The following is a 20,562-nucleotide window of genomic DNA, read 5'->3' as shown; positions in this document are numbered from 1 at the left end:
GCCTGTCGCGATCGAACCGAAGCCTAATCGGCCGCGTCAGCGCTGCGGACTGCGTACGTGCCGCGCTTCGATGCGCCGAGGCGCAAGAGCACGAGAATTGAAGGGTCGACCCCCGTTCGCCGGCGACAGAGGACGTTGAGCGCGATGGTCGTTAGCGCCAACGACACCGTGGCCGAGATCGCCGCGCCAAGCACGCCAAGCCAGGGAATCAGCACGAGAAATCCGACCACCCGCAACGCCACGTTCGCCGCAACGACGGGGACATAGATGCGCTCATGGCCGGTGAGCTGCAAGATCGCCGCGGATGGACCGCCCGCTGCCTGAAACGCCGTTCCGATCGCGAGCACGATAAGGACCCAGTGCTGCGCGGCGAAGTGAGGCCCGAACAGGTTGAGAAGATGGGGGCCGCCGATCCAGATCAGGAAGAGCCCGCTGACCACACAAAGCGCGGTCACCTCCGCCATCAGCTGCAACGTCCGCTCGAATTCCTGATGGTTCTTGCTGAAGTACAGCGAGGGAAGCCGGCGCGCGCCGAAACTGTATAGCGCCGCCGACAGCATGGCGAAGATATTGGCAAGGCGCGAGGCGGCGAAATAGATGCCGGCTGTCGTCGGATCCAGCATCCAGTACACCAGAATGACGTCGAAATACTGATTGGCGGCTTCCAGGACGGATGCGATCCAGAAATGAAGCGCGCTCGATCTCCAGCGAGACGGCTCGGACCGTGCCGCCGTACCGCGAAGATCCGGCAGAGCTCGCGCAATCGAAACGATCTGCGCGACCAGGCCAACCGACATCGCGATCGTCATCACGGCGAACAATTCGGTGGGGTCGAGCCGCCGATGGTCGAACATGATTGCGAGCAGAAACAAGACGACACCGACCCGCCAGAAGAACTCTCTGTTTCCCTCGCCCATGAGGATGCTGACCAGCGAGCGCGCAACCTGGCTGCCGAGCATCACCCCCGCATTAACGGCGGTGTAGGCGGACACGGCGAGGATCAGCAGCCACCAGTCGCCCTTCAAGCTCGCCGCAATCGACATTGCGGCGATCACAACCAGCATTGCGACGGAGGAAATCTTCAGGCTCGACAGCAGCACTCCCTTGGTGAGATCGGGTCGATTTCCGACCTGATACTCGTTCAGAAAGCGCACCAGGAGCGATTCTTGGCCGACCAGGCCCACGACCGATGCGACCTGGGCAACCGAAAGCCAGGTTGCAAAGATACCGAAGCCGTCGGGCGACATCGTTCGTGCCGCGAGCGAGAACACCGCAAACGCAAGCGCGCCGCTTCCAACCTTGAGGAGGATGGTCCCGACGACACCGCGCGTCACGTCGCGCCGCATGAGTTGGATGATGGATTCGATCATGGACGTTAAGGGGCAACTCTCCCCTGAAGAGATACGTGCCGATACCGGCGCCAGCCTAGCATGCCGAAAAACCGCGAGTGTTAATGAGCGGCTTCCAGGAGCTCGCCATACACGACGTCGCGGCCAAGTCCGTTGCTTCACTGTGGTACATCGCCGTCTCCATTGTCTCCAGATCGTGCAAAGCCCGGCTCGACCGGGTGGCGGCAAAGGGCCAGATCGACCGCCCAAGACAGCACGATCAGCCGTTCGAATGCGGAATGGCTCGCCGGAATGGCCGCGGATCTATCAATGCGGGAACTCCGCAGAGCCTCCTGAGCAAGGTCCGTGCCGGGACATCGCAGGTCCAGATCTTCCTCCCGTCATTAACCTCGATCGCCGGAAATGATCGCGTTTGGCCCTGCGATGCGACATCAGGCGAGAAAGTTGCAGATGGAGCCATGTTAACCGTGAGAGCCCGGACCATGACGACCGATAGAACCGTGACTGAGCCGATCGCCGCTGCGGCAAGCGCGTCGATCGCGACGGACATCGCGATCGTCGGCGGCGGCCTTGCGGGGTCGCTGGCGGCAGCCGTTCTTGCGCGGGCAGGGCATCGCGTTGCCCTGGTCGACAAGCGTGCGGTCTATCCGAACGAATTCCGGGTCGAAAAGATCGGCGGGGGACAGCTGGAGGCGTTCCGCAGGCTGGGCTTCATCCGTGGTCTTGAAAGCGCCGCCTGTCCATACGACCGCGTGCTCAATATCCGGGAAGGTAAGGTGGTCGATGTCAGCGTCGGCCAGGCTTACGGGCTTGCCTATGCCGATCTCGTTGCGATGGCGCGCAGCCAGTTACCTGATCCATCCAGCCTGATCGTCGACGAGGTCATTGCGATCAGCTGTAGCGACGACCTCCAGCATCTCGAGCTCGCTTCGGGACAGCGCGTCACTGCGCGCCTCATCGTTCTGGCCACGGGCATGGCAGGAGTTCTCGGCCACAAGCTCGGCATCAGGCGGCGCGTGCTGGCTGCGGGCCACTCGGTCTCGTTCGGCTTCACGATCGCCCGACGCGATGGCGCGCCGTTCGATTTCAAGGCGCTGACCTGTTACGGCGAGCGCACAGGGGACGGCGTCGACTACCTCAGCCTGTTTCCCGTACGCGCAGGTATGAGGGCGAATCTTTTCATGTTCCGCGACCCGGCCGATCCGATCATGCGCGATCTACGTCGCGAAACGGAAGCGACCGTTCTGCGCCTGCTGCCGGGATTGCAGATCTATCTCGGCGACTTCCGCGTGATTGACCGGATACAGAACTGGGTGATGGACCTCTCGGTCGTCGAGGGCCACCTGCAGCCCGGTGTCGTGCTCATTGGTGATGCGTTCCAGACCAACTGTCCCGCCGCCGGAACTGGCGTCGCGCGCCTGCTGGTGGACGTCGAGCGTCTTTGTACCGAACATGCGCCGCGGTGGCTGATGACTCCCGGCATGAGCAGGGAGAAGGTCTCGGAATTCTACTCCGATCGCGACAAGGTCGCGGCAGACCAGCAGTCACTGAAGATGGCACGATTCCGCCAAGCCTTGACCTCGCGCGACGATATCGGCTGGGATGTGCGGCGGCGGCTGCACTTCCTGCGCCGCAGTATCACCCATCGGGTCGATCAAATGCGGCCAGGCTGGCTCGCGCATGTCCGCAGCGCGCTCCGCGCCTGAGCGCCCCGGCCGTTGGCGTCCCGCGCTCGTCAGCGTGTCGGGGTCGAGGTGCGGGTCGGCAGAAGCCTGAACTCCGAGATCCGCTTGGCGGCCAGTTTGAGCCAGGGAGCCTGCTTCAGCGCAAACAACGCGACCGCGCCTGCGGTGCTGCCGGCCTGTGTGACCGCCCACATTGGCGATGGCTGCCCGCCGAACAGTTTCTTGTACGGCTCGTCACCTATGGTGAAGTCGAGCATCTGGTCCCCGCGCTCGATGCAATCCCTGGCCACCTGCTCGAACATCAGCGCGCCCAGCGACTGGCTCTTGTAGCCCGCAATGTCGAAGGCGCTCATGATGACGTGGAAGGTGTCGCGGTGGCACAATCCGAGCACGGCGGCGATCACCTCGCCGTCCATCTTCATGGCATAGAGACGCACAAAGGAGCCGAGGCCGCGGAGGGCCACCTCGGAATAGAAGTCGAAATATTCGGGGCGCTGGAGCAGATCTCCGTCGCCTTGCGACTGGAACCGCGGTCCGCGAAATTTCTTCATGACCTCCAGCGCGTCGAGCGTGGAGGCGCTGTCGTTGCAGCACGAGAAGCTCAAGGCGCCCTTCTTCTGGAGCTGACGATATTTCTTCGCGAGCTCCTTCTGATAGGAGCGATCCATCGCGCTGGCCCGCCATTGCTCGAACGGCGCGATGAGAACGGTCGCGTAGGCATTGGTGTCCATCGAGACGCGGCGGGGTGCAGCCAGGAGGTTCTCGATCGGAAGCCGTCCGTCGGGAAGCTTGGTCATGCGGAGCAGGTCGAAAGGGCGGAGGAGGCTCCGAAGCTCCGCGCATGCGCTCTCGTCCGCGAGCAGTTGAGAAAATGCTCCCGGGCTGCAAACCGGCGCCAGATAGTCGGAGACGCGGAGGTCGGCGAATTCGACGGTCCGTATCGGACCACGCCGGATCCGCAGCAGAGGCAGCACCATCGCAAGGGCGCGCGTCGTGCGATGGCGGACCACGACGATGAAAGGGGTTGCCCCCGCATGAGACGCCAGCCTGGCATAGAGGCTGTGTAGCCACAGCGGATGCTGGAACGCGGTGGCGGCGGAGTTGTCAAACAGCTCTGCGTATTCCGGACACAGAAAGTCGAACGCCTGCTCGATGGCGATATCGAACGTGCTGCTGGATCTGTTCATGCGCAACCAAGAAAACCAGACAATTCGTGAAAATTCGATCGAGCTCGATCCGCGCTTTATAGCAGGGTCGTTACGGGCGAGACACCAGCGGGGTACGATTTGCATTAATGCGCCGCGCCGGGTCTCCTAGCGTTACCAAATCCCTAAATTTCGGCGTCCTGTGCGCTGGGAGTGGCGGAGCTCGACCGTGGTAGCAAATTATTAACCGTGCCTAGGGAAGGTCGGTTCATGGCCAGCCTGCAGACCGAGGTGGATTCCGGGACACTCGAGAGCGCGTTCTGGGAGACGCGCAGCGTTGGCGTTGAGAAGATTGCCCGAGCCGCAATCAGCTGTTCGATTACCATCAACGTGGTGGCATCGATGGGCATCTTCAACGCTGCGCTCCTGCCGCCGGAGCTGACCTTTGTGCAGCAGACCGTGGCGCTTCTGATGTGGGGCGTCCTCATCTACGCAAGTGCATTCGTGCGCCCGCGCCTGCGCCTGCAGCTCAATCCCGATCTGATCGCGCTGCTCGCGTTCTACACGTTCGCGGTCGTCTCAGTGTTCTGGTCGAGCCTGAGCGCGGCGGCGTTCATGAAAAGCGTGGCGCTTGCCATGACGACCTTCGGCGCGTTCTGTCTCGTCACACGCATCGAGATCGACGAGATTGTGAGGGCCACGGCGCTTGGGTTGTTCATATTGGTCGCCGCATCGGCTTTCTGTGCGCTTGCTGTCCCCGATATCGGGATAGACCAAACCTGGATGCATAGCGGTCAATGGCAGGGCGTCTATGAATCGAAGCAGACGCTCGGATTCGTCGGCGCGTATCTGATGTTTTTTGCCTGTTATCGTAAGATGAAGGGGCAGGGATGGCCGACGTTCCTCGTCGTGTTCCTGCTGGCCTCGACCTGCGTCGTCGCGTCGGAATCGCGTGGTGCCGGCGCGGTTGCCCTGGCGGCCTGTGCGTTGCTCGTGACCTCGATGTGGTCGGTCGGATGCATGAGGGTCTATGCGGTGCTGCCGTTCGTCATGTGTCTCCTGGCCGGAATTCTGTTTCTTTATTTTTACCTGACAGGCTATGACGCCATCCATCTCGGCGATGCCTCGATCGATTTCACTGAACGAACCTTCATCTGGCACTACGCCATCAGCCATTTCGACGATGCGCCGCTGCTCGGTTTCGGGATCAACGGTTTTTGGACGGTGCCGTCGATCTACGATTATTTCGAACAAAACCACGGCTGGGTACTCGACAATTATCACAGCGGCTACATCGCGATCCTGATGGAAACTGGATTTCTGGGATACGTGCTTTTCGCAGCGAGTGTCCTTCTGTTCTCGAGCAAGATTCTCCATCTGATCTCGACCAGATCGATCGATCGTTCGCACTGTGCTCTCATCATCGGATTTGTCGTCCTGAGCTTCCAGACAAATTTCACGGAGACGACATTCCTTCGTTCGACGATGTTCACGTCGGTGTTGCTGGTGGCGTTCTTGTTCGCGACCTGCAGGCCTGTGGACGCAAGATGACCGTCATGCGCGCGAGGTGGCCGGGGAGCGTCATGCTGGCAGCGACGGTGATATTCGTCGCATCGCTCTTCTCCGACGTTCGCGGAGCCGAGCGGGCCAATTCCCGCGACGTGCCGAAACTCGGCCGGGGCATCAATATTCTCGGCTACGATGGAATCTGGGAGGGCGGTCAGAACGCGCCCTTCCGTTTGGAGAATTTGACGGCAATCAAGAAGGCCGGATTTTCGCACGTCAGGATCAACTTCTTCGGCTTCAAGTTCATGGGTCCGGAGAATGTCCTGGATGAGATTGTTCTGAGACGGCTCGACACCGTCATCGAGGAAGTCCTTGCAAGGGGCCTCATTCCTGTCCTCGACGAACACGATACCCAGGTTTGTCAAAGCGACATTGCCGGATGCACTGAGAAGCTGAAGTCGTTCTGGAGGCAGATATCCGAGCGCTATGCGGGGCGGTATCCCTCGCTCGTGTTCGAGGTCCTGAATGAACCTGGCGGGCTCATGACGTCCGCCAGATGGAATTCACTGCTCAACGAGTGTCTCGCGATTATCCGCCGCACCAACCCTGAGCGGCCGGTCATTGCCGCCGTTCTCAACAGGGATGATATTCCTGTCGACGAGCTGGCTCTGCCGCCTGAGGACAGGAAGCTCATTGTCACGTTTCACTACTACGCGCCCATACGGTTCACGCACCAAGGTGCACCATGGTCTGAAACTTTCTCGAAGATTGGTCCCCTGGCTTGGGGTACTCGGGATGACGAAGCAAAAGCCGCAGCCGATTTCAGGAAAATGAGTCTGTGGGCGGAGCGTGAGAGGCGCCCCCTTTATCTCGGGGAGTTCGGGGTGTACGAGCGTGCGCCGTCCGGCAGTCGCTTGCGATACCTCTCCTTCGTGGCGAGAAGCGCCGACAGGCTTGGCTGGTCATGGGCCTATTGGCAGTTCGACCATGATTTCGCGGCCTTCGACAGCGCGCGTCAGGCCTGGAAGCCGGGCATCCTGCGCGCCTTGATCTCGCCGCCGCATTGAAGCGGCGACGTGTTCGCAAGGGCATCAGAAATTCGCAGCCAGGGCTCCGAGGCGCTTGAACGCCCGTTCACGGGCGGCCTCAATCGGTTGCGGTGGCCCCGTGGTCGGCCCGATCGGCACGAAACGGACATCGTTGATGCCAATGAAGCGCAGGATTTCCCGCACGTAGGGCGTCGCCATGTCGATGCGGCCGCGGTTCATGCCGGTGGAGAAATCGCTGCCGCTGGCGAGGATCACGAGCGTTGGCCGGTCCCTCAGCAGCGGAACGTATCCCTGGGACGGATCGAATCGAAAGGTAAGCCCGGGCTGGACGATGATGTCGATGAACTGCTTCAGCTTGTAGGGGATGCCGAAGTTCCACATCGGCGTCGAGATCAGCACGCGATCGGCGAGTGAAAAGCGCAGCGCGATGCGCTCGGCCTCGGTAAAGCTGTCGCGTTGAGGATCGCTGAAGCGCTGGCCGTTCATGCGGGCGTATTTGGCTTCGAGGATGGGACCAGCGAACTCAGGCATCCGCTCGCGCCAGAGATCCATGACGTCGATGTCCCAATCGGGATGGGCCTGACGAAAGCCGTCAATGAAGACCAGCGCGGCGGCACTCGATTCCGAGTCGGGGCGCGGCGAGCAGGACAGGTGCAGCAGCTTCGGCACTGCGCGTTACCCCAGCGCCCTGATGACCGCGTCCGCCTTAGTCACCACCGCGACGTTTTGCATAGCGAAGTTGATCGAGGCGTTGTGCCAATCGGCATTCATGGTCGAGCAGCAATCCTCGGGCACGATCATGAAATAGCCCTTGTCGGCACCGGTGCGCGCGGTGTGTTCGACCGACATGTTGGTCCAGGCGCCGGTGTTGATGATCATGTCGCGGCCGGTGGCTTTCAGGATCGTCTCCAGCCGCGTGCCTTCCCACGCGCTCATGCGCATTTTCTCGACGACGAAGTCGCCGGGTCGCGGCTCGAGGCCGGACACGGGCGCCGCACCCCAGCTTCCGCGCACCATCGCCTTGCTGTCGACGAGGCCTTCGAACAGCGGCGCATTGAGCGTGACGCCGGGCGCGCCGGGTTCGACGATGAACCAGACGTGGATGATGGCGACGCCGCGGGCGCGCGCGGTCTCGGCAAGGCGGCGGACGTTGTCCACCACGTGCTGCTGCCGCGCATGACCGGGGGCGCCCGACTCGGCGAAGGCGCCGCCGTCCATGATGACATCGTTCTGAAGGTCCTGGATGATCATCGCGCATCGCTGCGGATCGAGCCGCATCTCGCCCTCGGCGAGGACGGGCGAGGTTGGCGCGGAGCTTGGCGCTGTGCCGCCGCCGGCTCGCCGGCCGCTCATATAGGGTTCATGCCGCGGGCCGACCTTGGTCGGGATCGCGTACACCGAATGCGTCGCGGTCAGATACAGCATGCGGAAGTCCGGACCGCCCCAGGCGAGGTTGGCGACGAGCTCTGGCACCCGAACCTTGCCGAGCAGCTCACCGCGCGGCGAATAGACCCAGACGCCGCCGGGCGCGGTGACCCAGACATTGCCCTGCTGATCACACTTCATGCCGTCGGGCAGACCTGGCTCGAGTTCGGAGCGAATGCCGCTCGCGAACACGCGCGCGTTCGACAGTGAACCGTCAGTATCGACGTCAAAGACGCGGATCAGCGCCTGCACGGTGTCGTTGATATAGAGCAGCTTTTCGTCGGGCGAGAAGCAGAGCCCGTTCGGCTGGTCGAACAGGTTGCGGTCGACGACGAGCTTCGGTTCGCCGCCGGGTACGAGGCGATAGACGCCCTGAAAGCCGAGCTGGCGTGGCCGCTCGACGCCATAGACCGGCATCCGACCATACCAGGGATCAGAGAAATAAATCGCGCCGGAAGAGTGTACGCAGACATCGTTCGGGCTGTTGAGCTCCTGGCCCTGGAAGTGTGAAGCCAGCACCTCTCGCCGCCCGTCCGGGCGCTCGCGGACCAGCGATGACGTCGCGTGCTCGCAGACGATGAGGTTGAGCTCGGCATCATAGGTCATGCCGTTGCATTTGTTCGAGGGACGCTTGACCTCCACGACGCCGCGCCGCGCATCCCAGCGCCGCCGCACGTCGCCCGGCATATCCGAGAACAACAGGTAGTGATCGACCGGATGCCAGATCGGTCCTTCCGTGAACTCGAAGCCGGTGCCGACTTGCGCGATCGGCGCGTACGGGTCGATCAGGGTCTCGAATTCGGAACGCAAGGTAACGTGGGTCATCGGTCGATCCTCAGGACCATGGTCCGGAAAGTGCTGCGCGGACCCCGGCAAGATCATGCGCAGAAAGGGTCTCAGGCCGGGAACCAGTTGCGCTCGGGCAAGGACTGCACGATCGGGCCTGGGACCTGGTCGTGCAGCCGCCCGACGACATTGCCGCCTTCGATCTTGGCGGGGCGATCGTGCACGGGAAGGAGATAGCGCGAATTGCTGAGCAGCTTTTTGATCGCCGCCTTTTCCGCGCGCTTGCTGGTGCCGTGGTTGCCGGTGGTGCGCGGCTCCCAATCGTGGATCTCGTTGAAGGGCGTGACGATCTGGTCGTTGAAGTCGTAGATCACGTCGCCGCAGATGGTGGCAATGCCGTCGGCGGTGTGAACGATGATGTTCATCGATCCCTCGGTATGGGCGTTGGCGGCATCGCAATAGACGCCGGGCATCAACTCGATCGGGCCGGTGACCTCGAGATCCAGAAAGCGCAGCGCGCTCTTGGTGTGCAAGCGGTCGATCAGGTGCTTGATGTCGGGCGCTGGATATTGGGGATGCATCAGGCCGGAAACGGAATATTCGAGCTCCCTGCGGTTGAGGACGACTGTCGTGTTCATCGGAAACAGATCGTCCTTGCCGGCATGGTCGATGTGCAGATGGGTGTGGCAGACGAAGCGGACGTCGCCCATGCGCACACCATGGCGCGCAAGCTGGTTCTCGATCATGTTCTCGTGGTATTGCAGCCCGCGCATGCCCAGCGTCTCCATGATCTGGTTGGAGCGATAGCCGGTATCGACCACGACCGGATATTTGCCGCCGAGGATCAGGAAGCCCAGGGTGAGGACGCGGCGCGTGCGGCCGCAGTCGCGGCCGAGCACCAGGAAGCTCGATTCCAGCTCGATATCGCCGTAGTCCAGGATCTTGATCTCCAGCGCCATTCGCGTCCCTCCCTGTCCTGCTTCTTGTCTGTCAAAGCCGATAGACGCGCGTAGCGGTTGCCCGAAAGATCGCGTCCTGTTGTTCGGTGCTCAGCGGTGCGGCTGCCGCGCAAAACGCGTCGACGAGCTCGCGATAGCTGGTCCACAATTTCTCGATCGGGAAATTGGAGCCGAACAGGCAGCGCTCGGCACCGAAAATCGCAACGGTGTCGGCGAGAACGGCAGCGATGTGCGCGGGATCGTTGCGATGGATGAAGGTGCCGAGCCCGGAGAGCTTTGAGACTACGTTCGGGCAGGCCGCAAGCCGCGCCATGCCGGCGCGCCAGGCGGCGCGGCCTGCCGCCGAGAGGTCCTCCAGCATGCCGGCATGCTGGAGGACGAAAGTCACCTTTGGACAAGCGTCGGCCAGCTCCGCTGCCTCCGGCATCTGCGGCGTGAACACCTGCAGGTCGAAGCTCCAGCCATAGTCGGCGAGATGCGCGACGTTGCGGCGGATTATGGGATCGGCGCAGAGATCGGGGCGGGCTGCAAAGCGGTAGAGCGGGTTCTCGTGCCAATGCAGTTGCATGCGCACGCCGCGCACGAGCGGATAGCGCTTGAGACGGTCGAGCTGGGGACGAACATCCTCGACGGCGAAATTGGCGTAGGCGACGATCGCGTGCGGCCAGCCGTGTTCGTCGGCGGTCTGTTGCACCCAGGCGGCCTCGTCCTCGAAGCGGTCGTTGGCCCAGTTGGTCTGCACATAGACCGAGCGGGTGACGCCGGTGCCCTCGAGGTCGTCGAGATATTCCTGGATCGGATAATCGCGTCGTATCGGCTCGTAGGGGCCGAAGATGCGCGGCTGCATCGGACCGATCAGCCAGGGCAGGTCGGCTTGCCGCCAGATGTGATGATGGCCGTCGACAATATCGGTCACGCCGCTCTCCTTCGTCCCAACGCCAGAATGTGCGCGACGATCGACGCGCTCGATCCGCCGTCCACGAGATCGTCGACGAAGCGCTCGATGGCAATGAGCGCTTCGGTCTGCGGGCGGAAGGCCGGGCTTGTGGCGAGCGGCGTCAGCCAGCTCAAGCGCCAGGACCGCCGCGATAACTTGGCGACAGCGTCGCGAAGTGCGTCGCCTTCACCGCGCTCGAGTCCATCGGAGACGATCACAACAGCGGCCCCACGCGCGTAGCCGCCGAACCGTGGCACGGCGAGGAAGGCTTGCAGCGCATCGCCAATGCGGGTGCCACCATCCCAGTCGCTGACGAGATGAGCGGCTGCGTTCAATGCCTGCTCGCGACGCTTCAGTCGTAAGGGGCGGGTGACCCGCGTCAGCCGCGTACCGAAGGTGAAGACCTCGACATTGGGCGCCGCCTGAACCAGCGCATGGGCGAGCTTCATGTTCTCATCGGTGCGAGTCTTCATGGAGCCGGACACGTCGATCAGCAGCAATATCTTCCGTGGCCGCTGCCGCCGCTTGAGGTGACCGAGCCGCAAGATCTCGCCGTCGCTGCGGACCGTGTCGCGCAAGGTGCGGCGGAGGTCGGCAAACGGTCCGCGGCGGGCGCGCATGCGCCGGTGGCCACGCCGTCGCGGCAGACGTCGCGGCGCCTCGCGCGCCAGGCGGCGTAGCGCGTCCGCGGTCGAACTCACCCCAAAGCGGCGCTCCACCAGCGCCTCGCTTCGGGTCGCGGCGAGGCCGGACTCGCTCGCCTCGTCGGAGAGCAGGGGCTCCTCGTCGCCGCGGCCCTCTTCCTGGAGGCGGACCGTCTCGTCGTCCTTGCCCTCGTCATCGCGCGCAATCGTTTCGCTGCCGCGGAAGTGGAGATCGAACAGCCGGTCGAAGGTGGCCCGGCGATCGGGCGGCGGAGCTAGCGTCGCCAGTGCAGCTTGTCTGATATCCTCGACGCTATCAGGGCCGAGCAACTCGATGGCCGCCAGGAACGTCGTGGTCTGCTCCGGCGCCACGGCAAAGCCATTCGCGCGCAGCAGCGCGACGAAGGCGACCAACACGCGCGCGGCGCGCGGGAGCTGCGGCTCGGTGCTCATGCGGTCGCCTCCGCGAGCATGGCGTCGAGCCGCGGCGAAATGAAATGCAGGTCTTCTTCGTCCTTCAGCGCCACGCCGATCGAGCGCTTGAACGCATCGGGCCAGCGCGCGCCGCCCTTGTGAAGGAGCGTCGCGGCCTCGGCCCAGTCGACGGCCTCAGCAATGCCCGGCGCCTTGCTGAGCGGCTCGCGCCGCAGCCGTTCGACGGCTGCGACGACCGCGCGTGCCGTGGCCTCAGCGACGCTCGAGGCGCGCATCATGATGATGCGGGCTTCGCGCTCGGCGGTGGGATAGTCAATCCAGTGATAGACGCAGCGGCGGCGCAGCGCTTCGTGCAGGTCGCGTGTCCGGTTCGACGTCAGCACGACCACGGGTCGCTCCGCCGCGCGTACCGTGCCGCGCTCGGGGATCGAGATCTGGAAGTCGGAGAGGAATTCGAGCAGGAAGGCCTCGAACTCCTGATCGGCGCGATCGATTTCGTCAATCAGCAGAACGGTGGAATCGGGTGCGCGCAGCGCGGCCAGCATCGGCCGCTCGATCAGGAACGTCTCGCCATAGATGTCGATGCTCTCGTCGCCGGCCTGGCGGATCGCGAGCATCTGGCGCGGGTAGTTCCACTCATAGAGTGCGGCCGACGCGTCGATGCCCTCATAGCATTGCAGGCGGATGAGCCGGCGGCCGAGCACGGCAGCGATCGCCTTTGCAGCCTCCGTCTTGCCGACGCCGGGCGCTCCTTCCAGCAGCAGCGGCTTGCCGAGCGCGAGCCCGAGATAGGCGGCGGTGGCCAGTCCCTCGTCGGCGAGGTAATAGGCTGCGCGCAGCGCCTTCTCCAACGCCTGTGGGCTGTCGATTCCGACGATGTTGCTACGAACCGCCACCGCCAATCCTCTAGCGTCGCGCCTGCGGCCGTGCGCCGCCCTGGGCCTTGATCGCGCGCAGCACTTTCTCGGGCGTGATCGGGAGATCGTCGATGCGCACGCCGACCGCATTGAATATCGCATTCGCCACGGCGGGCAGCACCGGGTTGGCGCACATCTCGCCGGGACCCTTGGCGCCGAAGGGCCCATCGGGAGCAGGGCGTTCCAGCACCGCGATATCGTGCGGGCAGATATCGCCGGGGCCTGGCATCAGATATTCGACGAAGTCGCGCGGGCCGTGAGCGGGGTCGGGATAGTAAGGCTCAGGCGTCTCGTAGAGCGCGTGGCTGACGCCCATCCAGGCGCCGCCTACGAGCTGCTGCTCGACCAGCCGCGGGTTGAGCGCGCGGCCGAGCTCATAGGCGGAGTCCATCCGGACCATCGCGACCTCACCGGTCTCGTCGTCGACCTCGACCTCGGCGACGAGGCAGGCATGGGCATAGCAGGTTGCCGGCGACATCTCTCCGGTTTCGGGGTCGACATCGGACAGCGGTACCAGGAATATTCCCCGGCCGGAGATGGTCTTGCCCTGCTTGAATTGCGCGGCGACCGCGACATCCTTGGTCGAGATCGAGCGATGCGGCGCGCCTTTGACATGGATGTTGCCGCGCCCGTCCGTCTCGAGGTCGGCGGCGTTGACCTCCAGCTCCTCGGCCGCAGCCTCCATCATCACGCCGCGGGCTTCGCGGGCTGCGGCCATCACGGCGTTACCGACGCGGTGTGTGCCGCGCGAGGCGAACGAACCCATGCAATGCGGGCCGGTGTCGGAATCCGCGGTGTCGACGTAGACGTCCTCGACCGGCACGCCCAGCGTCTCAGCGCAGATCTGCCGCGTCACCGATTTCATCCCCTGGCCGAGATCGATCGACGACAGCGCCACTGTGAACTTGCCGCTGGGATTGGAGTGAACCAGCGCCTGGCTGGGATCGCCGCCGAGGTTCATGCCGATGGGATAGTTGATCGACGCCATGCCGCGTCCGCGATGCCTGGTCATCTAGCGCCTCCTGGTCCCGAACACGGAAGAGAAGCGGGTGGCGCCGTGCGATGGTGCCGCCGGGCGGGGCGGAGGAGGCGGCGGGGTCGGCGGTGGCGGTTCGCGCGGCGGCTCTCTTGTCGCGGTCCCGGGTGCGCGGTCATAGGTCGTGCGCTGCTGGGCGGGCGCGGCCGGCCGCGCGCGTACATCCGTCGGCGTCGGCGGAATCGCGGCGCGGCTGCCGCCACCATCCTTGCGCGAGGAGGCGCGCCTGAACTCGTCGCGGATCGGCCATTTGGCCTTTTCGGCGGCGACCCGAACGCATTCGATCAGCGCCGTGTTCTTGGCCTCGCGCCGATGCGCCTTCATGTCGCCGTCGCGATAGGCGTTCAGAATCCGGAACTCCATTGGGTCCATGCCGACGAGGTTTGCGAGCTTGTCCATCTGGCACTCGATGGCAAAGTCCATCGCGGTGACGCCGAAGCCGCGCATGGCAGTCGCCGGCGTGCGATTGGTGAAGACGCAGTAGACGTCGCCATAAACGTTAGGGATGGTATAGGGGCCCGGCAGATGCGCGGCGCATTTCACCGCGGCGTAGCTGGAGAGCCGCGTATAGGCGCCGCTGTCGAAATAGGCACGGATCTTTCGGGCGACGATGCGGCCGTCGCGCATCACGCCGTCCTTGATGTAGATGCGCTCGGCGCCGCGCGGCGGGCCGTACTGCATCTCCTCCTCGCGACCGAAGACGTAGCGCACGGGCCGCCCGGTCAGCATGGCGGCGAGGATCGCGAGCGGCTCGGTCAGGGTATCCACCTTGCCGCCAAAGCCGCCGCCGACCGTGCCACCGATGAAGTGGAAGGTGTTGGAAGGCACATCCAAAATCTTGGCGCAGGTATCGACCGAGAAGAACAGCGCCTGCGTCGAGGTGTAGACGACGTAGCGGCCGTTGGTGTCGGGCGCGGCAATCGCGCCATTGGTCTCGGTCGGCGCGTGCTCGATCGGCGACATCTGGTAGCGCTGTTCAAGCACATGGTCGGCGTTCGCGAGTGCCGCATCGGCATCGCCGAACCGTAGGCGCTGGTGATCGTAGACGTCGTGATAGATAAAGGCGTTCTTCGGATAGGTCTCGTTGACCACGGGCGCGCCCGGCTTGAGCGCATCCTCGACGTCGAACACGGTCGGCAGCGGCTCATAGTCGATCCGCACCTTTGCGATGGCCTCGAACGCCTCACGCTCGCTGTCGGCGACGATGGCGAGGATCGGCTCGCCCTTGTAGCGGACCTTGTCGACGGCCAGTGATGGCTCGTCGTCCTTGCCGAAATTGATCAGGCTCAGCAGCGTGTTGAGATTGACCGGCACGTCAGTGCCGCGAATGATCCGGCGCACGCCGGCTGAGCGTTCTGCGTCCGTGGTATCGATGCGGCGCAGCCTCGCATGGGCCTCAGTCGAGCGAACGACCTTGAGGTGCAGCATGCCCTGGAGCTTATGATCGTTGAAATAGCTCGACGTGCCCGTGATGTGGCCGAGCATGTCCTGGCGCTGCGTGCCCTTGCCGATCTCCTTGAGATTGTCGTCGCGCTCGTCGGCGAAGATGTCCTTGCGTAGTTCCAGCATGGTCTGACCTCAGGCGCTGGCCCGGCCACCGGCGGCGGCGAGGATGGCATTGATGATCGGCTCGTAGCCGGTGCAGCGGCAGATATTGCCGGAGATCGCCTCGATCACGTCGGCCCGGCTTGGGGACGGATTGCGATCGAGCAGCGCCTTCGCGGCCATCAGCATGCCCGGCGTGCAATAGCCGCATTGGGCGGCAAAATTGTCGGCAAAGGCGCGCTGGAGCGGGTGCAAGTTCGGACCCTGCTTGAGGCCGTCGAGCGTTTCGACGGAGCGGCCGGCGACGGTCTCGGCGAGCGTCAGACAGGAGAGGTGGAGTTCTCCGTCGATCAGCACGCTGCAGGTGCCGCAGCCGCCCTGGCCGCAGCCGAACTTAGGCGTCATGTCACCGATCAGCTCGCGCAAGGCGACCAGCAGGTTGGTGCCGCCATCGACGAAGATGGCGACGTCGCGGCCGTTGTGACGAAATTGCAGAGGCGTCTTGGACATGTTGGTCCTTGTCTATTCCTGACCGGACAGCAAACGGCGGAGATGGACGCCGACGATCTCGCGGCGATACCAGGCGCTGCCGAGCGCGTTGTCCGCGGGCGATGTGCCCTCGATTGCGGCAGAGGCGGCTGCATTGATGTTCGCGGTATCGAGCGTGCGTCCTTCGAGGGCACGTTCCGCGGCCTTGGCGCGGATCTGGGTCGGTGCCATCGAGCCGAGCGCAATGCGAGCACCGGCGATGCGCCCGCCGCTGACCGGCAGATGGGCGGCCAGCGTGATGACCGAGCCGCCCTTCGGCTTGATGCGGGCAATCTTGCGATAGCGAAAGGCCTCGGCGCTGGCCGGCCGCGTGCAGGAGACCGACAGGACTAACGCGCCGGATTGCCGCTCGCGCGATTGCAGGAATTCCTCGATCGCGATGTCGCGGGCGCCGAAGCTGCCTTGCAGCGCGACCGTGGCGTCGAGCGCCAGCAGCGCCACGGTGAAATCGCCGTAAGGATTGGGCGCGAACAGATTGCCGCCCACGGTGCCCATGTTGCGCACGGCAGGACCACCAATCGAACGGGCGGGCGCGTGCAGGAAAGCGAGGTCGCGCTCGCCGAGAATTCTCGCGAAAGTGACGCCGGCACCGAGCGTGATGCGTGGGCCGGACGCATCGATCCGGGTCAGCGCCTGGTCACTGGCGCGAACGATCGTCGATATCGAGACGTCGCCCTCGTTCAATGCCCGCATCACCAGCGTGCCGCCGCCGAGATAGCGCGCGCTGCGGTCCGAGGATATTGCCCCGGCCGCTTCGCTGGCGCTGGCAAAGGTCTTTACGGTCACAGCCATGGTTAGGCGGCCTCCTTCAGATGGCGGCGGATCGCCTCGAATCCCGCCTGGTAGATGTCTTCCGCGACCATGTGGGTGATGCGGTCCCTATCCTCGGGCTTGGTGGTGAAGCGCGATTCCCAATGCCAGAAGGTGCGGTCGCCATCGGTCACCGGCAGCAGGCGGACATGGGCGACGTAATTGAACATCGGGATCGGGGTATCGAGCAGGCAATAGCTGAAGGTCTGCTCGAGGTCGGACAGCGCCAGCAACTGCTCGCGCAGCTCGGAGCCATCCTTGAGCTTGAAGCGCCTGATACAGCCGATCTTGTCGGAGGCCTGAGCGCGTTCGATCGAGGAGGTCGCAACCGCCGGATGCCAGCGGTCGTGGCCGTTGAAATCCCGCAGCACGTCCCACACCGCATCCGTCGGTGCGCTCAGGATCGTGCTCTTGACGATATGCGGCACGGCTAACCTCCGAACACGCGCTTCAGGGCGTCGAAGCCGCCCTGGAACACGCCGCCGCCGATGGTGCTGACGAGCTCGGTCTCGCGCTCCGGCGCGCAGTCGAATTCGGCGGTCCATTCCACAAAGGTCTGGTCGCCGTCGGTGACGGGCGTCAGCCGCAAGGTCGCGACGTAGTTCTCGACGCCCATCGGAGATTCCAGGATCGAGTAGGTGCAGAACATGTCGTAGTCGGACAGGCCCAGGAGTTTCTCGCGGATGCGGTCGCCGTTGCGCAGGCGGAAATCCCTGACGCAGCCGATCTTGTCGGCGGGTTCGCCGCCCTCGATCCGGCTTTCGGCGATGGCCGGATGCCAGTTCGGCAGGCCGTTGAAATCGCGCACCCGCGCCCAGACGCGGTCGTTGCGGGCGTTGACGATGGTGGAGACATAGACGCGAGCCATGGATTAGACCTCAGCTCTTCTTTCTCGGCCCGCGCTCGGCCGGCGGCTCGCCGCCTTCGGCCGCAGGCGGGGAGGCCGCCGGCTTGTCGCCGCCACCACTCTTGCGCGCGGAATCCCTGATGCCCTGCATGTCGCGCGCCTCGCGGATCAGGCCCGGCATTTTTGCGAGACTGCCGCCCTCGACGCCGATGTCCGACAGGAGCGAGTCAATCAGCGGCGCCTGCACGCGGTAGCGCAAGGCAGAGTCGATCACCTCGTCGGTGGCGCTGCGGCCGCCATTGCCATTTCCGTGGCCATTGCCGTTGAGGCCATCGACCTGGAGGATGCGGATGCCCTCGATCTTCTCCATCGGCTTGACGCTCTCACGTACGATGCCCTCGATGCGGTCGAGCAGCTTTCTGCGGAAGAGGGAGTAGCGCGCCTGGTCGGTGAGAACGTTCTCGGCCTCGTTGAGCAATCGCTGCGCTTCTGCTTCCACGGCCGCGCGTACGCGCTCGGCCTCGGCGGCGATCCGTGTCTCCTCGGCCTGCTTCTCGGCGATGAGAATTTCTACGCCCTTGCGACGTTTGGCAATCTCGTTCTCGCGTGCGGTGATGACGCGCTCGGTGGCTTCCGTGGCGCGCATCCGCGCTTCCTCGGCTGATGCCTTGGCCGCGGATTCCTCCAGCGACTTCGTGTGAATTGCGATCGCCTTTTCCATCAGCACGGTCTCGACCTCCTTCTCGCGATTGATTTCGAGCTTGCGCAGCTCGCGTTCGCGGCCGATCCGGGCTTCATCGAGGCCGCGGTCGGAGGAGATGCGGGCGCGCTCGACTTCTTCGCGCGCGGCAATCTCGGCTTCCTGCAAGGATTGCACCCGAGCGACCTCGAGCTGCTCGATGGCGCGACGCCGCTCGATCCGGGCGGCTTCCAGCGCCTGCTCGCGCGAGACGTCGGTGGTCTCGACCTCCTTGCGTGCGGCGATCTCTGCCTGCCGGACCTGGCGATCGGCGTCGATCCGCTCGGACTTCTTTGTGGACAGCGCGATGACGCGGTCCTCGTCGGCGATCTCGATCGCCTTCTTCTGCTCGATGTTGAGCACCTCGCGCTTCTTGGAGGAATTGATCCGTTCGGCCTCGAGCGCCAGATCCACCGTGATACGCTGGCGCTCGATCGCGTCACGCCGCTTCAGCTCGGCCGCCTCCAAGACGCCGGTCCGTTCGATCTCCAGTGCGCGGGTTTCGCGCTCGGCCTGGATGCGCTCGGCCGCAACCGCCTTCTCCTGGGCGATGCGGGCCGCCTCGATCGCCTCGCGCGAGGCGATATCGGCTTCCTCGACGGCGCGGTTGCGGGCGATCTCAAGCGAGCGCACGCGCTCCTCCTGCGCGATGCGCGTGGCCTCCGTCGTTTCGCGCGCTGCAATGCCGGCGACGTCGAGCGCCTGGTTGCGCTCGATCTCGAGTTGCCGTGTGTTCTGTTCGGCGGCGATGCGCTCTGCCGCGAGCGTCCGCTCGCGGGCGATGCGGGCCGCCTCGACGGCGCGTTGAGCCTCGATCTCGGCCTCCTGGATGGTTCGCACCTGCTGGATCTCCAGCGCGCGGGTGCGCTCGTCCGAGGAGATGCGCTCGACATTGACCGTCATGGTCTGGGCGATGCGGGCCTTTTCGGTGGCTTGGCGCGCGGCAATCTCTGCCTCTTCCACGGCACGCGTGCGCTCGATCTCGCGGCGCCTCGTTTCCTCGTCGTTGGCGATGCGGGCGTCGGTCACGACGCGATCCTGCTGGATCCGCGCCTTCTCGACCGCCTCGCGCGCGGCGATTTCGGCTTCCTCGACCGTGCGCATCCGCTCGATCTCGCGCTGGCGCACCTCGCGCTCCGAGGCGATGCGGGTGGTGTCGATCGAGCGCTGGTTGGCGATCCGGGTCTTCTCGATCTCCTCGCGCGCCAGCAGTTCCTTCTCCTCGATGGTACGCGTCCGCTCGATCTCCTTCTGCCGGGTCTCGCGCTCGGAGGCGATGCGGGCCTCCGCGATCGCCTGATCATTGGCGATGCGCGCGCGCTCGATGGCCTCCCGCGCAGAAATCTGCGCCTGTTCGGCCTCGGTCTCGCGGAGCGCGCGTTCGCGGGCAACCTCAGTGCGCTGAAGGGCGCGGCGCATCTCGATGTCGCGCTCCTGCTCGAGGCGCGCGGTCTCGCTCTCGCGCTCGATCTCGAGCGCCTGCCGCTCGGCTTCCAGATTGCGCGAGCGGATCTTGATCATCGAGTCCTGCTCGATATCGTTGCGCAGCTTTCGCTTGGCCTCGATATCCTCCATCAGGCGGGTCAGGCCTTCGGCGTCGAACCGGTTCGACGGGTTGAAGAACTCCAGGTCGGTCTGATCGAGATCGGTGATCGCGACCGATTCCAGCTCGAGGCCATTCTGGGCGAGGGCTTCGGATGCATTGGTCTTGAGGCGTGCGACATAGTCGCCGCGCCGCTCGTGCATCTCCTCCATGGTCATTTCGGAGGCGACCGAGCGGATCGCGGATATGAATTTGCCGGCCAGCAGCGCATGCAGCTGCTCGGGCTCCATGGTGCGGCGGCCGAGCGTCGCGGCCGCGATCGAGACCGCTTCGCGGGTCGGCTGGACCCGGACATAGAAGTCGGCCTCGATGTCGACGCGCATGCGGTCGCGGGTGATCACGGCGTCCTGCTTGGAGCGGACGATGCCCATCGGCAGCACGTTCATGTTGACCGGCGTGTAGTCGTGGATGAACGGCAGCACGAAGGCGCCGCCGTCGATGACCACGCGTTCGCCGAGAAAGCCGGTCCGGACGAACGAGGTCTCCTTCGAGGAGCGGTGGTAGAGCCAGTTGACGATGTAGACGCCGACCACGATCACGACGATCGCGACGATCAGCCAGAGGATCAATTCACCGACGAGAATCCCCGACATCTT

General features: G+C 64.4%; 18 protein-coding genes. 3 read left to right on the top strand and 15 right to left on the bottom strand.

All coding sequences use genetic code 11. The features are described from left to right. Positions 1-23: 23 nt before the first annotated feature. On the bottom strand, positions 24-1,370 hold the full coding sequence (locus tag IVB12_RS33245; RefSeq protein ID WP_247306000.1) for a polysaccharide biosynthesis C-terminal domain-containing protein: 1,347 nt from the start codon (positions 1,368-1,370) through the stop codon (positions 24-26). A 461-nt stretch (positions 1,371-1,831) separates the two neighbouring features. On the opposite strand from IVB12_RS33245, the gene IVB12_RS33240 reads away from it, so the two are divergent. Next, the gene (locus IVB12_RS33240) at positions 1,832-3,055 is read left to right on the top strand and encodes an NAD(P)/FAD-dependent oxidoreductase (protein WP_247305998.1); all 1,224 of its coding nucleotides are present in this window, start codon (positions 1,832-1,834) and stop codon (positions 3,053-3,055) included. A 29-nt stretch (positions 3,056-3,084) separates the two neighbouring features. Here IVB12_RS33240 and IVB12_RS33235 read toward each other — a convergent pair whose 3' ends face one another. Further along, positions 3,085-4,221, bottom strand: a complete 1,137-nt coding sequence (locus tag IVB12_RS33235; RefSeq protein WP_247305995.1) for a GNAT family N-acetyltransferase — start codon at positions 4,219-4,221, stop codon at positions 3,085-3,087. A 228-nt stretch (positions 4,222-4,449) separates the two neighbouring features. Here IVB12_RS33235 and IVB12_RS33230 point away from each other — a divergent pair, with 228 nt between their 5' ends. Both IVB12_RS33230 and IVB12_RS33225 read left to right on the top strand, forming a co-directional pair. Further along, positions 4,450-5,730 (top strand): O-antigen ligase family protein, encoded by a 1,281-nt coding sequence (locus IVB12_RS33230; RefSeq protein ID WP_247306276.1) that lies wholly within the window; start codon positions 4,450-4,452, stop codon positions 5,728-5,730. Next, positions 5,727-6,752: a cellulase family glycosylhydrolase gene (locus IVB12_RS33225; protein ID WP_247305992.1), complete on the top strand. Its 1,026-nt coding sequence runs from the start codon at positions 5,727-5,729 to the stop codon at positions 6,750-6,752. Before IVB12_RS33230 ends, IVB12_RS33225 begins: the two co-directional genes overlap by 4 nt. A gap of 24 nt (positions 6,753-6,776) precedes the next feature. Here IVB12_RS33225 and IVB12_RS33220 read toward each other — a convergent pair whose 3' ends face one another. The 13 genes from IVB12_RS33220 to IVB12_RS33160 all read right to left on the bottom strand — a co-directional run bounded on the left by IVB12_RS33220 (position 6,777) and on the right by IVB12_RS33160 (position 20,559). After that, positions 6,777-7,403, bottom strand: coding sequence for an NAD(P)H-dependent oxidoreductase (locus tag IVB12_RS33220; RefSeq protein ID WP_247305990.1), 627 nt, complete (start codon positions 7,401-7,403; stop codon positions 6,777-6,779). 6 nt (positions 7,404-7,409) lie between these two features. Beyond that, complete coding sequence (locus tag IVB12_RS33215) at positions 7,410-8,984, bottom strand: isochorismatase family protein (protein ID WP_247305987.1); 1,575 nt, start codon at positions 8,982-8,984, stop codon at positions 7,410-7,412. A gap of 71 nt (positions 8,985-9,055) precedes the next feature. Continuing rightward, entirely contained in the window at positions 9,056-9,904 is an 849-nt protein-coding gene (locus tag IVB12_RS33210) for an MBL fold metallo-hydrolase (protein WP_247278144.1), read from the bottom strand. Between the two features lie 31 nt (positions 9,905-9,935). Further along, positions 9,936-10,820, bottom strand: a complete 885-nt coding sequence (locus IVB12_RS33205) for an amidohydrolase family protein (protein ID WP_247305984.1) — start codon at positions 10,818-10,820, stop codon at positions 9,936-9,938. After that, on the bottom strand, positions 10,817-11,938 hold the full coding sequence (locus tag IVB12_RS33200) for a VWA domain-containing protein (RefSeq protein WP_247305981.1): 1,122 nt from the start codon (positions 11,936-11,938) through the stop codon (positions 10,817-10,819). The genes IVB12_RS33205 and IVB12_RS33200 overlap by 4 nt, the downstream gene beginning before the upstream one ends. Further along, the gene (locus tag IVB12_RS33195) at positions 11,935-12,816 is read right to left on the bottom strand and encodes a MoxR family ATPase (RefSeq protein WP_247305978.1); all 882 of its coding nucleotides are present in this window, start codon (positions 12,814-12,816) and stop codon (positions 11,935-11,937) included. Before IVB12_RS33195 ends, IVB12_RS33200 begins: the two co-directional genes overlap by 4 nt. Positions 12,817-12,826: 10 nt before the next feature. Further along, complete coding sequence (locus IVB12_RS33190; RefSeq protein WP_247305975.1) at positions 12,827-13,849, bottom strand: molybdopterin cofactor-binding domain-containing protein; 1,023 nt, start codon at positions 13,847-13,849, stop codon at positions 12,827-12,829. Next, entirely contained in the window at positions 13,850-15,442 is a 1,593-nt protein-coding gene (locus tag IVB12_RS33185) for a molybdopterin cofactor-binding domain-containing protein (protein ID WP_247305971.1), read from the bottom strand. Positions 15,443-15,451: 9 nt separating this feature from the next. Continuing rightward, the gene (locus IVB12_RS33180) at positions 15,452-15,928 is read right to left on the bottom strand and encodes a (2Fe-2S)-binding protein (protein ID WP_157331004.1); all 477 of its coding nucleotides are present in this window, start codon (positions 15,926-15,928) and stop codon (positions 15,452-15,454) included. 12 nt (positions 15,929-15,940) lie between these two features. Then, the gene (locus IVB12_RS33175) at positions 15,941-16,759 is read right to left on the bottom strand and encodes an FAD binding domain-containing protein (protein ID WP_247305968.1); all 819 of its coding nucleotides are present in this window, start codon (positions 16,757-16,759) and stop codon (positions 15,941-15,943) included. 2 nt (positions 16,760-16,761) lie between these two features. After that, positions 16,762-17,205, bottom strand: coding sequence for an SRPBCC family protein (locus tag IVB12_RS33170; RefSeq protein WP_247305965.1), 444 nt, complete (start codon positions 17,203-17,205; stop codon positions 16,762-16,764). Positions 17,206-17,207: 2 nt separating this feature from the next. Beyond that, complete coding sequence (locus IVB12_RS33165; protein WP_247305963.1) at positions 17,208-17,645, bottom strand: SRPBCC family protein; 438 nt, start codon at positions 17,643-17,645, stop codon at positions 17,208-17,210. A gap of 10 nt (positions 17,646-17,655) precedes the next feature. After that, positions 17,656-20,559, bottom strand: coding sequence for a flotillin family protein (locus tag IVB12_RS33160; RefSeq protein WP_247305961.1), 2,904 nt, complete (start codon positions 20,557-20,559; stop codon positions 17,656-17,658). Between the last annotated feature and the right edge of the window lie 3 nt (positions 20,560-20,562).

Origin of the sequence: Bradyrhizobium sp. 179 (assembly GCF_023073535.1) — a bacterium.
GTDB lineage: Bacteria > Pseudomonadota > Alphaproteobacteria > Rhizobiales > Xanthobacteraceae > Bradyrhizobium.
The sequence above is the reverse complement of the archived record's forward strand: the minus strand, read 5'-3'. Positions and strand labels throughout refer to the sequence as shown.